At 59.0% G+C, this 14,068-nt stretch carries 15 protein-coding genes and 1 other RNA gene; 8 read left to right on the top strand and 8 right to left on the bottom strand.

Features of this window, described 5'->3' with window-relative positions:
- Positions 1-11: 11 nt before the first annotated feature.
- Positions 12-569 (bottom strand): YecA family protein, encoded by a 558-nt coding sequence (locus tag Q7C20_RS17865; protein WP_375069142.1) that lies wholly within the window; start codon positions 567-569, stop codon positions 12-14.
- Between the two features lie 138 nt (positions 570-707).
- On the opposite strand from Q7C20_RS17865, the gene Q7C20_RS17870 reads away from it, so the two are divergent.
- From Q7C20_RS17870 to Q7C20_RS17885, 4 genes are all read left to right on the top strand, one after another.
- A complete protein-coding gene (locus tag Q7C20_RS17870; protein ID WP_003177365.1) occupies positions 708-917 on the top strand; it encodes a TIGR02449 family protein in 210 nt (69 codons plus the stop codon).
- Entirely contained in the window at positions 914-1,231 is a 318-nt protein-coding gene (locus Q7C20_RS17875) for a cell division protein ZapA (protein ID WP_375069145.1), read from the top strand. The genes Q7C20_RS17870 and Q7C20_RS17875 overlap by 4 nt, the downstream gene beginning before the upstream one ends.
- A gap of 30 nt (positions 1,232-1,261) precedes the next feature.
- Positions 1,262-1,440, top strand: a non-coding RNA gene (ssrS, locus tag Q7C20_RS17880) — 6S RNA.
- 56 nt (positions 1,441-1,496) lie between these two features.
- Positions 1,497-2,126 (top strand): 5-formyltetrahydrofolate cyclo-ligase, encoded by a 630-nt coding sequence (locus tag Q7C20_RS17885; protein ID WP_375069146.1) that lies wholly within the window; start codon positions 1,497-1,499, stop codon positions 2,124-2,126.
- A gap of 7 nt (positions 2,127-2,133) precedes the next feature.
- Here Q7C20_RS17885 and Q7C20_RS17890 read toward each other — a convergent pair whose 3' ends face one another.
- Positions 2,134-2,283 (bottom strand): hypothetical protein, encoded by a 150-nt coding sequence (locus Q7C20_RS17890; RefSeq protein ID WP_010207387.1) that lies wholly within the window; start codon positions 2,281-2,283, stop codon positions 2,134-2,136.
- 194 nt (positions 2,284-2,477) lie between these two features.
- Here Q7C20_RS17890 and Q7C20_RS17895 point away from each other — a divergent pair, with 194 nt between their 5' ends.
- Complete coding sequence (locus tag Q7C20_RS17895; RefSeq protein WP_375069148.1) at positions 2,478-2,927, top strand: EVE domain-containing protein; 450 nt, start codon at positions 2,478-2,480, stop codon at positions 2,925-2,927.
- A gap of 5 nt (positions 2,928-2,932) precedes the next feature.
- Here Q7C20_RS17895 and Q7C20_RS17900 read toward each other — a convergent pair whose 3' ends face one another.
- A complete protein-coding gene (locus Q7C20_RS17900; protein WP_348061226.1) occupies positions 2,933-3,349 on the bottom strand; it encodes a flagellar basal body-associated protein FliL in 417 nt (138 codons plus the stop codon).
- 150 nt (positions 3,350-3,499) lie between these two features.
- Here Q7C20_RS17900 and Q7C20_RS17905 point away from each other — a divergent pair, with 150 nt between their 5' ends.
- Together Q7C20_RS17905 and glpT are read left to right on the top strand one after the other, a co-directional pair.
- Complete coding sequence (locus tag Q7C20_RS17905) at positions 3,500-4,486, top strand: NADPH:quinone oxidoreductase family protein (protein WP_375069150.1); 987 nt, start codon at positions 3,500-3,502, stop codon at positions 4,484-4,486.
- 283 nt (positions 4,487-4,769) lie between these two features.
- Entirely contained in the window at positions 4,770-6,107 is a 1,338-nt protein-coding gene (gene glpT / locus Q7C20_RS17910) for a glycerol-3-phosphate transporter (RefSeq protein ID WP_375069151.1), read from the top strand.
- On the opposite strand, the gene Q7C20_RS17915 is transcribed toward glpT, so the two are convergent.
- Complete coding sequence (locus Q7C20_RS17915) at positions 6,104-6,757, bottom strand: gamma-glutamylcyclotransferase (RefSeq protein WP_375069153.1); 654 nt, start codon at positions 6,755-6,757, stop codon at positions 6,104-6,106. The genes glpT and Q7C20_RS17915 overlap by 4 nt on opposite strands.
- Positions 6,758-6,976: 219 nt before the next feature.
- Here Q7C20_RS17915 and Q7C20_RS17920 point away from each other — a divergent pair, with 219 nt between their 5' ends.
- Entirely contained in the window at positions 6,977-7,459 is a 483-nt protein-coding gene (locus tag Q7C20_RS17920; RefSeq protein ID WP_375069155.1) for a sn-glycerol-3-phosphate transporter, read from the top strand.
- Between the two features lie 652 nt (positions 7,460-8,111).
- On the opposite strand, the gene Q7C20_RS17925 is transcribed toward Q7C20_RS17920, so the two are convergent.
- The 4 genes from Q7C20_RS17925 to rho all read right to left on the bottom strand — a co-directional run bounded on the left by Q7C20_RS17925 (position 8,112) and on the right by rho (position 14,024).
- On the bottom strand, positions 8,112-9,080 hold the full coding sequence (locus Q7C20_RS17925; protein WP_375069157.1) for a CDP-6-deoxy-delta-3,4-glucoseen reductase: 969 nt from the start codon (positions 9,078-9,080) through the stop codon (positions 8,112-8,114).
- On the bottom strand, positions 9,080-10,546 hold the full coding sequence (gene ubiD, locus Q7C20_RS17930; protein ID WP_375069159.1) for a 4-hydroxy-3-polyprenylbenzoate decarboxylase: 1,467 nt from the start codon (positions 10,544-10,546) through the stop codon (positions 9,080-9,082). The genes Q7C20_RS17925 and ubiD overlap by 1 nt, the downstream gene beginning before the upstream one ends.
- Positions 10,547-10,605: 59 nt before the next feature.
- The gene (locus Q7C20_RS17935) at positions 10,606-12,609 is read right to left on the bottom strand and encodes an acyltransferase family protein (RefSeq protein WP_375069160.1); all 2,004 of its coding nucleotides are present in this window, start codon (positions 12,607-12,609) and stop codon (positions 10,606-10,608) included.
- A 155-nt stretch (positions 12,610-12,764) separates the two neighbouring features.
- The gene (gene rho, locus Q7C20_RS17940; RefSeq protein WP_048729328.1) at positions 12,765-14,024 is read right to left on the bottom strand and encodes a transcription termination factor Rho; all 1,260 of its coding nucleotides are present in this window, start codon (positions 14,022-14,024) and stop codon (positions 12,765-12,767) included.
- Positions 14,025-14,068: the final 44 nt, after the last annotated feature.

Genomic DNA, 14,068 nt, shown 5'->3' on the forward strand with positions numbered 1-14,068 from the left:
GGTGTCCTTTCTCAGTGCAGCGACGGCTTGGGCGAAGCAGGTTCGGTAGACTTTTTGGTCTCGGTGAACAGCAGCAGCGGCGCGACGCGCAGGTATTCCATGACTTCCATGTAGTCGCCTTCGCCGTCTTCGGACTCTTCCAGAGCGTCTTGCACCTGGGAGATGGCTGCCAGATCCTGCAACACTTCCTTGGCGTCGGTGCTCAGTTCCAGGCCGCCGGCGTTCACGCCGAAACCGTGGAGGAAACCCTGGCACCATTGGCCCAGCGCGGCGGCGCGGTCGGCGAGCGGTGCATCGTCGGTCGGCAACAGCAGGACCACGGTGACGTCATCACCGGTCAGCTCGCCCTTGACCATTTCCTGCAGGCCGATCAGCGCGTTACGCACATTTTCGGTGGGTTCGGTTTCGAGCAGCTCGGCCACATCGGCCAACCAGTTGTCGGCATCAAAGCCAACCCCGGTGCAACTGCGGCCCAGTAGCACGCCGTGCAGTTCAGCAGGCGAGCAAGGGTGACCGCTGGTGCTCAGCAGTTTGGAAAAAGCGTCGTACGGGGAGTTCTGAATAGGCATGGTGAGCTAGGCGCCAGACGGCGCAATGTCTAGAATGGAGCGCTGTATCCTAGCACCGGCAGACGTACCAAGACTATCAAGGGCGTGAGATCGTTTATCCTGCAGTTGCCATTCATCAGACAAATCCAGTGGAACCCAATGGAAGACACCGACCTGCAAGCGCTGATGGCCAGACTCGAACTGCTAATTGATCGGGTCGAGCAACTTAAGAGTCAAAACGGACTCCTATTAGCTCAGGAAAAGACCTGGCGCGAGGAACGCGCGCACCTCATTGAAAAAAACGAAATCGCCCGGCGTAAGGTCGAATCGATGATTTCGCGCCTGAAGGCCCTGGAGCAAGACTCATGAGTTCAAGCAATAGCGTAACCGTGCAGATCCTCGACAAAGAATATTCGATCATCTGCCCCCAGGAAGAGCGCAGCAACCTGGTGAGCGCCGCGCGCTACCTGGACGGCAAGATGCGTGAAATCCGCAGCAGCGGCAAAGTGATCGGCGCCGATCGCATCGCTGTGATGGCCGCGCTGAACATTACTCACGATTTGCTGCATAAGCAGGAACGGCCTGATGTGCAGGCCAGCGGCTCGACGCGTGAGCAGGTTCGCGACCTGCTGGACCGCGTGGATCTGGTACTTTCTACTGATCCAGAACCACCCAAGGGCTGATTGCCGCGACTGTTTAAGGTATACTCGTCTCACTCCCTGGCGTGTTTGCCAGTCGGCGATGTCCCTGAGCCGATTCGCACTACCCTGGAAGTTGCACGTTGGGCTGGTGTGCATGTCCGCTAGACGGAAAGCCTTAAAGCCTACTGCATCTTCCACCTTGAACTTTCGGGTTCAAGGGCTAAGTCGACAGCGGCTCTGTCGGGGAGCCTGAATTCAAAAACTCAATGCCAGTCCTCGGACTGGCATTGTTTTATGAGCCGAAACCATGACCGAACCTGCGCCGCTTTCCCGTCCGCACCTTCGACGCATGCTGCGCAAAGCCCGCCGCGAACTCTCGCCGAGCGAGCAACGCAAGGCCGCCCAGGGCCTGTATCGGCAACTGGCACAGCACCCGCTGTTTCGCCGGGCCAAACATATCTCTTTATACCTGCCGACGGACGGTGAAATCGATCCGCGCTTGCTGCTGCGCGCCGCTCAGCGCCGGGGCAAGGCCACTTACCTGCCGGTACTCAGCGCGTGGCCGCAAACCAAAATGGTGTTCCAGCGCGTGCGGCCTGGGAATAAGTTGCAGCCCAATCGCTTTCGCATTCTTGAACCACGGGTGAACGCCCACCAGCAACGTCAGGTTTGGGCGCTGGATTTGGTGCTGCTGCCGTTGGTGGGGTTCGATGATGCGGGCGGGCGCCTTGGGATGGGCGGCGGCTTTTATGACCGCAGCCTGGCTTACCTGGCTCGACGCAAAAACTGGCGCAAACCCACGTTGCTGGGGTTGGCACATGAATGTCAGAAGGTCGATCGATTGGCACAGGCAAGCTGGGACGTACCGCTGGCGGGCACTGTCACCGATAAGCAATGGTATGTCGCAGAAACGTCGCCGGAGTCGGCGACGCCTTGAAGAAGCGTTAACGCTTGAACGGTTGCGGCTGCTGTTGAGCCAGTTCAACGGGGGCATCGGTCTTGTTCGACCACAAGCTTTGCGCATACCCGGTGGTCACGACGCCCAGACCAAACAAAATAACCAAAATCCATAGTAAATCCGGTTTACGTTGCATCGATTGCCCCCCTTCAGGCACCTCGTACACGATGACAACAACGTTCCAAAGTAGTCCGTTGCAACTGCGTCAAGCTTAAAGGCCGGCATTTTGCGGCAACGTGAACCAACACGCAAACCTTGACGCCAACCGACTGTCGGTTTGTCATGGAATTGCCTGACAACTTGCCCAATACCTTTTTCAGGAGCCGAAAAATGGCCTACTGGTTGATGAAATCCGAGCCCGATGAACTCTCGATCAAAGGCCTGGAAAAGCTCGGCGAAGCCCGCTGGGACGGGGTGCGCAACTACCAGGCGCGCAACTTCCTACGGGCCATGGCGGTGGGTGATGAGTTTTTCTTCTACCACTCCAGTTGCCCGGAGCCCGGCATTGCCGGCATCGGCAAAATAGTCGAGGCGGCCTGCCCGGACCCTACAGCGCTGGAGCCGGAAAGCCACTACTTCGACGCCAAGGCAACCCCGGAGAAAAACCCGTGGAGCGCAATCAATGTGGCGCACGTCAAAACCTTTCCAAAGGTGCTCGGCCTTGGCTATTTGAAGCAGCAAACCGCCCTCGCCGAATTACCCCTGGTGCAAAAAGGCAGCCGGCTTTCAGTGATGCCGGTGACCGCCGAACAGTGGGCGGCCATCATTCAGTTGCGCTGAGAGTATTACTGGATGATCAGGTTGTTGAACAACAGGTCTTCAACCATCGGCTTGCCGGTCTCGTCGTTCATCACTTGCTGGGTCTGTTTCAAGGCTTCCTGACGCAGTTTTTCCTTGCCTTCAACCGTGCTCATCGCCTCGGTAGTCTGTTGGGTGAACAGCGCGACCAATTGGTTACGAATCAACGGGTCGTTGGCTTTGACGGCTGCGGCGGCTTCAGGCCCGGTCACGCGCAGGGCGATGTCGGCCTTGAACACTTTGAGCTTCGCCGTGCCGTCCAGGCCATAGTTGCCCACGAACGGCGGCGTCAGGCTGATATAGCTGACCTTCGGTGGCTCGCCTTCTTTGGCTTCTTTGGCTTCTTCGGCCTGGGCTGCCATCGGCAAGGTCAAGGCCAGCATCAACAGAATCCACGCTTTCACAGTTCATTCCTCACATTCGATTGCCCGGTAGCATAACGCTAGCAAGGCTGAGCACAAGCTTATGGCGGCTTATCAGGCCCGGGCATGCTCGTTGACCCACGGGCGTACCCTCCTACACTTATCGGCCACGATGCCAAAAGGAATAGTCCGATGAAAGCTGTGCTGTGCAAAGCCTTCGGCCCCGCCGAAACCCTGGTGCTGGAAGAGATCGAAAGCCCTGCGATCAAGAAGAACGAAATCCTGCTGGACGTGCACGCCGCCGGGGTCAACTTCCCGGATACCCTGATCATCGAGGGCAAATATCAGTTCAAGCCGCCCTTCCCGTTCTCGCCGGGTGGCGAAGCGGCAGGCGTGGTAAGTGAAGTCGGTGAAAAGGTCAGCCACCTCAAAGTCGGCGACCGCGTCATGGCGCTGACCGGCTGGGGCAGTTTTGCCGAGCAGGTCGCGGTGCCGGGTTACAACGTGCTGCCGATCCCGCCGAGCATGGACTTCAACACCGCCGCCGCCTTCAGCATGACCTACGGCACGTCGATGCACGCTCTGAAACAACGCGCCCACTTGCAACCCGGCGAAACCCTGCTGGTGCTCGGCGCCTCCGGTGGCGTGGGCCTGGCGGCGGTGGAAATCGGCAAAGCCATGGGCGCCCGCGTGATTGCCGCCGCCAGCAGCGCCGAGAAACTCGCCGTGGCGAAAGCAGCCGGCGCCGATGAGTTGATCAACTACAGCGAAGCCAACCTGAAGGATGAGGTAAAGCGCCTGACCGACGGCAACGGCGTGGATGTGATTTACGACCCGGTGGGCGGCGACCTGTTTGACCAGGCCGTGCGCGCCATCGCCTGGAATGGCCGCCTGTTGGTGGTCGGTTTTGCCAGCGGGCGCATTCCCGAGCTGCCGGTGAACCTGGCGCTGCTCAAAGGCGCGTCCGTGGTCGGGGTGTTCTGGGGTTCGTTTGCCCAGCGCCAGCCACAGGACAATGCGGCAAATTTCCAGCAGTTGTTCACGTGGTATGCCGAAGGCAAGTTGAAACCGCTGGTGTCACAGGTTTATCCGCTGGACCAAGCCGCCCAGGCGATCAATGAATTGGGGCAGCGCAAAGCTGTGGGCAAAGTCGTGGTCCAGACCCGCCAGCCGAGTTGAAATGCAATCAATGTGGGAGCGGGCTTGCTCGCGAATGCGGTGGCTCAGGCAGAGCATCTGCCACTGACAGACCGTATTCGCGAGCAAGCCCGCTCCCACATTTAGATCTCCGATGCCCCCGGACTTTAATACCGACCCACACTTTCCTATTCGCGACATGTTCATAAGAGAACATGCAATTGCTCCCATTTCCTGTGTTGGCAAATAAGAGGCGATGCTATTTTCGGTAACGAAACTGTAACATTCGCATCCGCAGTCAAAACAAGAAATTTGGAGCTCTTGAATGTTTGCTTTCTTTCGACCTGCCGCACACCAGGCGCCCCTGCCTGAAGAAAAAATAGACAGTACTTACCGACGGCTGCGCTGGCAGATCTTCGCGGGTATTTTCTTCGGTTACGCCGGGTACTACCTGCTGCGTAAAAACTTCTCGCTGGCCATGCCTTACTTGATCGACGAGGGTTACACCCGTGGTCAGCTGGGCCTGGCGATGTCGGCGATTGCGATTGCCTACGGCCTGTCCAAGTTCCTTATGGGCCTGGTTTCCGACCGCTCCAACCCACGTTACTTCCTGCCCTTCGGCCTGCTGATATCGGCGGGTGTGATGTTCATTTTCGGTTTCGCGCCTTGGGCTACGTCCAGCGTGACCATGATGTTCATTTTGCTGTTCATCAACGGCTGGGCCCAAGGCATGGGCTGGCCGCCAAGTGGGCGGACCATGGTGCACTGGTGGTCGCAGAAAGAACGCGGCGGCGTGGTGTCGGTGTGGAACGTGGCGCACAACGTCGGCGGCGGCCTGATTGGCCCGCTGTTCCTGTTGGGCATGGCCTGGTTCAACGACTGGCACGCAGCCTTCTATGTGCCCGCGACTGTGGCGCTGGCGGTGGCGGCGTTTGCCTTCATCACCATGCGCGACACCCCGCAATCCGTCGGCCTGCCGCCGATCGAGAAGTACAAGAACGATTACCCGGAAGGCTACGACGCCAGCCACGAAGACGAATTCAGCGCCAAGGAAATCTTCGTCAAGTACGTGCTGCGCAACAAAATGCTGTGGTACATCGCCTTCGCCAACGTCTTCGTCTACCTGCTGCGCTACGGCGTGTTGGACTGGGCGCCGACCTACCTCAAGGAAGCCAAACACTTCGACGTGGATAAAACCTCGTGGGCGTACTTCTTTTATGAGTGGGCAGGTATTCCGGGCACGCTGCTGTGCGGCTGGATGTCGGACAAAATCTTCCGTGGCAACCGTGGCCTGACCGGCATCGTGTTCATGGCACTGGTAACCGTGGCGACGCTGGTTTACTGGCTAAACCCGCCGGGCAACCCGATGGTCGACATGATCGCGCTGTTCTCGATCGGCTTCCTGATCTACGGCCCGGTGATGTTGATCGGCCTGCAGGCGCTGGAACTGGCGCCGAAGAAGGCCGCCGGCACCGCTGCGGGTTTCACCGGTTTGTTCGGTTACCTCGGTGGCTCCGTGGCCGCCAGTGCAGCCATGGGCTACACGGTGGACCATTTCGGCTGGGATGGCGGGTTTGTACTGCTGGTAGGCGCGTGCCTGTTGGCGATCGCGTTCCTGATCCCGACGCTGTGGCACACCAACAGCGTCAGCTCCGCGCGTTAATCGCCTGCGCAACCCTTTGCACAACGCTTGAGCCGCGCCTCCAGGTTTTTATCTGGCATGGCGTGGCTACGCAGGGCGTTAACGGTCTGCTCGACATAATCGCGCGTCGTGCCGTAACGCCCGCAAGCGCTTTGCAACACATGGTTGAGCACGATGTCGGGCAAGTTGCCAGCATAGCTAGGCAAGTGCCGCTCCAACACAAACCCCAGTGCCTGTACCTGGCTGCCATCTTCGAGACGGCAGTTGAGCCAGTGCGGCCGGTACGAGGGGTAAGGCATCTCGCGCTGCCACAAGGCGTAAAGCGAGGCCTCCAGCTGATCTTCCGGCAAGCGGTAGGCAAACCCGCTGCAAGAGCCGCCGCGATCCAGACCAAACACCAACCCCGGCAACTCCGGCGTACCGCGATGCTCATGCGACCACAAATACAGGCCGCGGTGATAACCGTGGACCCGCGCGCGCACGCGTTCGGTCGAGGAGCATTCGGGGCGCCAGATCAGCGAACCATAAGCGAATAGCCAGACCGGCCCACCTTTATGCCGAGCCATGGTGGCCTGCATCGAGCTCATCAACTGCTCGTGAGTGAGTTGCGGCCCCAGATCGAGCCGCGGAGGGTAAGCCAATTGCATAAGATCGGATTCGATGGCGGTCATGGCGAAAAGCGGTGTGCCTCCTGAGTGTTACCAGTTGTAAGAGACTTTACCGTAATAAAACGCGCCGCTGTATAGCACAACGGCCCACTCATCAGGATTGGGTGCAGCAATCCCGGTACTTTCAGCCCCGGTTCAGCGTGGGCGCGTGCCGAGCCGTCAAAATAGCGCACGCCACGACCCAACTAGCCGCCTGTCAAACCGACTATCGAGGTCGCACCCATGAAAAAATTTCGACTGCCTGGCCTGTTGTTGCTGGCCCAGGCCACCACCGCACTCGCCGCAGAAACGCCGCCAGCCAATGACGACAAGGGTTTTTGGTACGCGCAGACCAGCGTCTATACCCGGCATTTTTCACCAGACCCGAAACACAACAACCATCAAGACCTGATCGGCCTGGAGCGCAATCAAGCGTCAGGCTTTGTGTATGGCGGGGCGACATTTCGCAATTCGTTCAGCCAGCGCTCGTACTACGCCTATGCGGGCAAGCGTTATGACATGACCGACTATCCGGTGTACTTGAAGGTCTCGGGAGGCGCGATCCAGGGCTATCGCGGCAAGTACCGCGACAAAATCCCGTTGAACCGATTTGGCGTTGCGCCGGTGATTATCCCCTCCGTGGGCACCCACTACGGGCCGGTCGCGGCAGAGCTGGTGTTGCTGGGTTTCAATGCGGCAATGGTGACGACCGGTGTGCGTTTCTAAAAGCGGACACAAATCCTTGTGGGAGCTGGCTTGCCTGCGATGGCGGTGGATCAGTGCAATGTATGCCAGCTGACACAGCCCGTCACGGCGGCCCACGGATTCAAGCCTCAGCGAGGCACCGAGTGGTAGGGCGAGGACCTTTTGGTTACTTTTGGCTGGGCCGGCTTCCGGTCCTTCCAAAAGTGACCCGCTGTAAGAGCCAGCTCTTTCAAGGTCTTTGGAAATCTGTCTGATAGGGCGAACACCATCCCTGTGGCGAGCGGGCTTGCCCCGCGTTGGGTTGCGAAGCGACCCTAAAAGGAGGAGTGCGGTGTGTCAGACACTCTTAGGCTGCTGTTTTTGGGGCTGCTTCGCAACCCAACGCGGGGCAAGCCCGCTCGCCACAGAGTACGTATCGCCTGTTTGGCCTAAAGACCTTGAAAGGGCTGGCTGTAAGAGCGGAACCCTAAGTGGCCGTTACCGCAGCAATGGATATGTACTCATTCCAACCAAGCAAATGGCCAACTCAAAGGACGCTATCGCAGGCAAGCCAGCTCCCACATTTTGAACCGGTTCACATCTGACGATCCAGCGTGGACCTAGGGGCCGCCTTCGCGAGCAAGCCCGCTCCCACAGTTTGATCGATGTATGGCAGTGATTTATTTGATCGGCTTTAGGGCCGAGGCGCGTAGGCGAACACATCGGCGCGCATCTGGTGCGCATCCATCCCGGCTTCCACCAACGCATCCAACGTGCCGTAGATCATCGCCGGTGAACCACTGGCGTAGACGTGCACGGCCTTGAGGTCGCTGATGTCTTCACACACCGCCTCATGCAGCAGCCCGCAGCGCCCTTCCCAGCCGCACAGGTCGCTGACGACTTTGTGCAGGAACAGGTTGGGCAGTTGCCGCCACTGGTCCCAGTGCTCGATCTCGTAGAAATCTTCCGGACGGCGCACGCCCCAGTACAGGTGTACCGGGTGCTTGAAGCCGGAGGCGCGGCAATGCTCGATCAGGCTGTGCATCTGCGCCATGCCGGTACCGGCGGCGATCAGCACCAGCGGCCCGTCCGGCAACTCGGCCAGATGGGTGTCGCCAAACGGCAGCTCGATGCGCGCCATCTGGTTGCGCTGCAATTGTTCGAGCAGGGAACGCGCGCTGTCCTCGCGGGCCAGCACGTGCAACTCCAGCTCACGCCCGGAGTGGGGTGCTGAAGCCAGGGAGAACGCGGATTTCTGGCCGTTTTCCCGCTCGATCATCAGGTATTGCCCGGCGTGGTAACGCACCGCTTTACCGGCCGGGGCAAGCAGGCGCACGCGCCACACATCGCCACCGACTTCCACGCATTCACTCAATTGGCACGACAACTTGCGCAACGGCAACTCTCCCGGCGCCAACACGCCATCCCACAACACAATGCAATCTTCCAGCGGTTCGGCGATGCAGGTGAAAAACTCACCATGGTCGCGCACCTCACCGGCTTGCAGCACACGGCCCTCTACCAACAGCGCGGCACACACGTGGCACACGCCATTGCGACAGGCCTGCGGGCACTCGTAGCCCAGGCGGCGAGCGCCTTCGAGGATTCGCTCGCCAGGGACCAGTTCCAATATGGCGCCGGAAGGTTGCAGGGTTACGCGCATCAATCTATTCCCAATTCTTTCCACATCGCATCGACGCGGGCAGTTACCGCTTCATCCTTGACGATCACCCTGCCCCACTCACGGGTAGTTTCACCCGGCCATTTGTGGGTGGCATCCAGGCCCATTTTCGAGCCCAGGCCCGACACCGGCGAGGCGAAGTCGAGGTAGTCGATCGGCGTGTTGTCGATCATCACCGTATCGCGCTTGGGGTCCATGCGCGTGGTGATGGCCCAGATCACGTCGTTCCAGTCGCGGGCATTGATGTCGTCATCGGTGACAATAACGAACTTGGTGTACATGAACTGTCGCAAAAACGACCACACACCGAGCATTACTCGCTTGGCATGGCCCGGGTACGACTTCTTCATGGTCACGATGGCCATGCGGTACGAGCAGCCCTCGGGCGGCAGGTAGAAGTCGGTAATCTCCGGGAACTGCTTTTGGAGGATCGGCACGAACACTTCGTTCAGCGCCACGCCCAAAATAGCTGGCTCATCCGGCGGCCGGCCGGTGTAGGTGCTGTGGTAGATCGGTTTGATGCGGTGGGTAATGCGCTCGACGGTGAACACCGGGAAGCTGTCGACTTCGTTGTAGTAGCCGGTGTGGTCGCCGTAAGGGCCTTCATCGGCCATTTCACCGGGATGAATCACGCCTTCAAGGATGATTTCAGCGGTGGCTGGCACTTGCAGGTCGTTGCCACGGCACTTCACCAGCTCAGTGCGGTTGCCGCGCAACAGGCCGGCAAACGCGTATTCGGAGAGGCTGTCGGGCACTGGCGTTACGGCACCCAGAATGGTCGCCGGGTCAGCGCCCAGGGCCACCGAAACCGGAAACGGTTTGCCAGGGTGCTTTTCGCACCACTCGCGGAAGTCGAGCGCGCCGCCACGGTGGCTCAGCCAGCGCATGATCACCTTGTTGCGGCCGATCACTTGCTGACGGTAAATACCGAGGTTCTGGCGGTCTTTGTTCGGGCCTTTGGTAACGGTCAGGCCCCAGGTGATCAGCGGGCCAACGTCGCCCGGCCAGCAGGTTTGCACCGGGAGCATACCCAGGTCGACGTCATCACCTTCGATGACCACTTCCTGGCACGCGGCGTCCTTGACCACTTTGGGGGCCATGGCAATGATCTTGCGGAAGATCGGCAGCTTCGACCAGGCGTCTTTCAACCCCTTGGGCGGCTCGGGCTCCTTGAGGAAGGCCAGCAGCTTGCCGATCTCGCGCAATTCGCTGAGTGACTCGGCGCCCATGCCAAAGGCAACCCGGTCGGGCGTGCCGAACAAGTTGCCGAGCACCGGAATATCAAAGCCGGTAGGGTTTTCGAAAAGCAGCGCCGGGCCCTTGTTGCGCAGGGTGCGGTCGCAAATCTCAGTCATTTCCAGTACCGGGGAAACCGGCACATGGATACGTTTCAACTCTCCGCGCTGCTCAAGTTGCTGCACGAAATCCCGAAGATCCTTGAATTTCATTAACTTTGCCACCCGTAAAATAGGCGTACATCCTACCTGCTCTTACGAGCGCTGGCAGCTTATTGCACGTCATTGCGGCTCACACCCGACTCCACGGAGACGTTGCGCAAGGTGTTGAAGAAGGGCTCAAGGAAGCCTTCCACATAATGCGTGCCCACGATAGACAGGTGGTTATCGTCGGTATACAGCGACTGGCCGCCCAGCTCGACCCGGCACCAACCGTTGGCATCACACAGCTTGGGCGCCGGATCCAGCAGTTGAACACCCGAGTCTGCTGCTGCGATCTGCTCAAAAACAGTGCTGATGGTGGCTTGTCGCTGCAGGTGTTCGCTCACCGGCAAGCCTTCCTTATCGGTCGGACGCCCCAGCATCGCCAGTCGGCTCAGGCGGTACGGTACGTTGAAATCCTGCAACGGTACTTCCTTCACCAGCCATACACGGCGGCCACTGGCACGCAGTTGGTGCACCAGCGCATGCATGCCCTCGGAGAATGTACGCTCAGCGACAGCACGGTCATATTTCCCTGTCGCCGGGTCATGAATCGTTGGGCCGGTATCGCCGTTGCGCTGGCCATAAACGTAGAGGCTCCAACGGGCGACCAGCACCACGTCACTGAATGAGTCGCGGCTCAGCAACTGGGTGACGCGCTCATTAAAGGCGTTGCAGCCCGGGGTGTTTTCTTTGCGGTAGAAAGGCAGGCAACCGGCGTAACCGGCCTGTGTGATGCCGAAGTCGTACCTGCCGGCACCGTCTTTCAACGCAGGAATCAACGCCGAGGCGTGGCTGTCACCCCACACCAACGCGCGGGCAGTGCCCTCTTGCGGACCAAAATGACACAGCTCGCGGTGCTTGTTTTTCTTGTCATCCGACAGGCAGTTCATCAGGTTGGGGCTCCAGGTGTGAGCCTTGGCGAATTGCAGGGCCTGGGGCGATAACCGCGAGGCAAAACCATCCGACCACACCAGGCCTTTACCGATCAAACCCAGGCTGACCAGCCCTATGACCGCCGATACCAGCACTGCCCGATTCCCAGCCAACAGGCGCCGCTCACGAAACGGCCCTTCGACAAAGCGCCAGGACGCATACCCCAGCAGCAGGCTCAGGCTGAACAAGGCCGCAAGCTGAACAGGCGCCAGGTCGGCAATATTCGCGTATTTGCCAAACACCAGCACCGGCCAATGCCACAGGTACCAGGAATAGGAAATCAGCCCGATGCCCACCAACACGCGGCTACCCAGCAACTGGCCGACCCACGTGGTGTGTTGGCCGTTGGCCCAAATCAGCCCGACCACGCCCAACACCGGCAACAGAGCCGCCAAACCCGGGAAGGCGGTGCTGTCGTCATAGCCGACGACTGCCACCAGGATCAGCCCCAGGCTGATAGCGCTGACGGCTTGCGCCAACATTGGGCTTATACGCTTGGCGCGCGCAGGCATAACGGCGAGCATGGCGCCGGCCAGCAGCTCCCAGGCACGCATGGGCAGCAGGAAAAACGCCTTGTCCGGCGCATGCGAGACCGCCCACACGCTCGCCGCGAATGACACCAGCAACAACACGAAAAGCGCGCTGCGCCAGTGCTTGAGCCGACTCGACAACAGCGCCAGCAACAGCGGAAACGCAATGTAGAACTGTTCTTCAACCGACAGCGACCAAGTGTGCAGCATCGGCTTCATATCAGAGGCGGTTTCGAAATAGCCGTCCTGACGCATGAAGAATAAATTGGAGATGAAGATCGCCTGGTTATGGATCGATCGGCCCAGCTCGGAATAGTCCTTGGGCGCCATCAGGAACCACCCGGCGACCAACGACACCGACATCATTACCAGCAACGCTGGCAGGATACGCCGGGCCCGGCGCGCCCAAAAATTCAGAAAACTGAAATGCCCACCCTCGCGCTCACGCAGGATGATCGAGGTGATCAGGAAACCTGAAATCACAAAAAAAACATCTACGCCGACAAAGCCGCCGGTGACACCCGGCACCCCAAAGTGGAACAACACTACAGCCAGGACAGCGATAGCGCGCAGGCCATCAATGTCTCTTCGGTAAGCAAGAGCGGTCATAAATCGTAATCAACCTGATACAAATGGAAGAGAGCGTAGGCGTAATCGCCCTTTTTGTTTCTGTACTGACACGCTCCGCACACATACCTCCCTGTTTGGCGCAAAAAAAATGGCACCCTCAAGGGCACCATTTTTCTTCGACCTGAATCGTCGTGTTATTTACGCTTCATCGACAGGAAGAACTCGTCGTTGGTCTTGGTAGCTTTCAACTTGTCGATCAGGAACTCGATGGCTGCGACTTCGTCCATCGGGTGCAGCAGCTTGCGCAGGATCCACATGCGCTGCAGTTCGTCATCGGCGGTCAGCAACTCTTCGCGGCGTGTGCCGGAACGGTTGATGTTGATGGCCGGGAACACACGCTTTTCAGCGATGCGACGGTCCAGGGGCAGTTCCATGTTGCCGGTACCCTTGAACTCTTCGTAGATCACTTCGTCCATCTTCGAGCCGGTTTCAACCAGCGCGGTGGCGATAATGGTCAGCGAACCGCCTTCTTCGATGTTCCGCGCGGCGCCGAAGAAACGTTTTGGTTTCTCCAGGGCGTGGGCATCGACACCACCGGTGAGTACCTTGCCGGAGCTCGGGATCACGGTGTTGTAAGCACGGGCCAGACGGGTGATGGAGTCGAGCAGGATCACCACGTCTTTCTTGTGTTCGACCAGGCGTTTGGCCTTCTCGATCACCATTTCGGCAACCTGCACGTGACGGGTTGGCGGCTCATCGAACGTCGAGGCAACCACTTCGCCGCGCACGGTGCGCTGCATTTCGGTTACTTCTTCCGGACGCTCATCGATCAACAGCACGATCAGGTGAACTTCAGGATTGTTGCGCGCGATGTTCGCTGCAATGTTCTGCAGCATGATGGTCTTACCGGCTTTCGGCGGTGCAACGATCAGGCCGCGCTGGCCTTTACCGATCGGGGCGCACAGGTCGATGACTCGACCGGTCAAGTCTTCGGTGGAACCGTTACCGGCTTCCATCTTCATGCGCACGGTCGGGAACAGCGGCGTCAAGTTCTCGAAGAGAATCTTGTTTTTCGCGTTCTCGGGACGATCAAAGTTGATCGTGTCGACCTTCAGCAGTGCGAAATAACGCTCGCCTTCCTTCGGAGGGCGGATCTTGCCAACGATGGTGTCACCGGTGCGCAAGTTGAAGCGACGGATCTGGCTCGGCGAGACATAGATATCGTCTGGGCCGGCAAGATAGGAAGCGTCTGCAGAGCGGAGGAAGCCGAAGCCGTCCTGGAGAATCTCCAGCACGCCATCACCGGAGATTTCCTCGCCGCTTTTCGCGTGCTTTTTGAGCAGGGAGAAAATCACGTCCTGCTTGCGCGAACGGGCCATATTTTCTATGCCCATTTCTTCGGCCAGCTGGAGCAGGTCGGTAATCGGCTTTTGCTTGAGTTCAGTCAGATTCATATAGGAATGACGTAATCATTTATGGAGGGGGGAAATTAAGCTTT

It is taken from the genome of Pseudomonas sp. AMR01, from assembly GCF_041946035.1.
Taxonomy (GTDB): domain Bacteria; phylum Pseudomonadota; class Gammaproteobacteria; order Pseudomonadales; family Pseudomonadaceae; genus Aquipseudomonas; species Aquipseudomonas antarctica_B.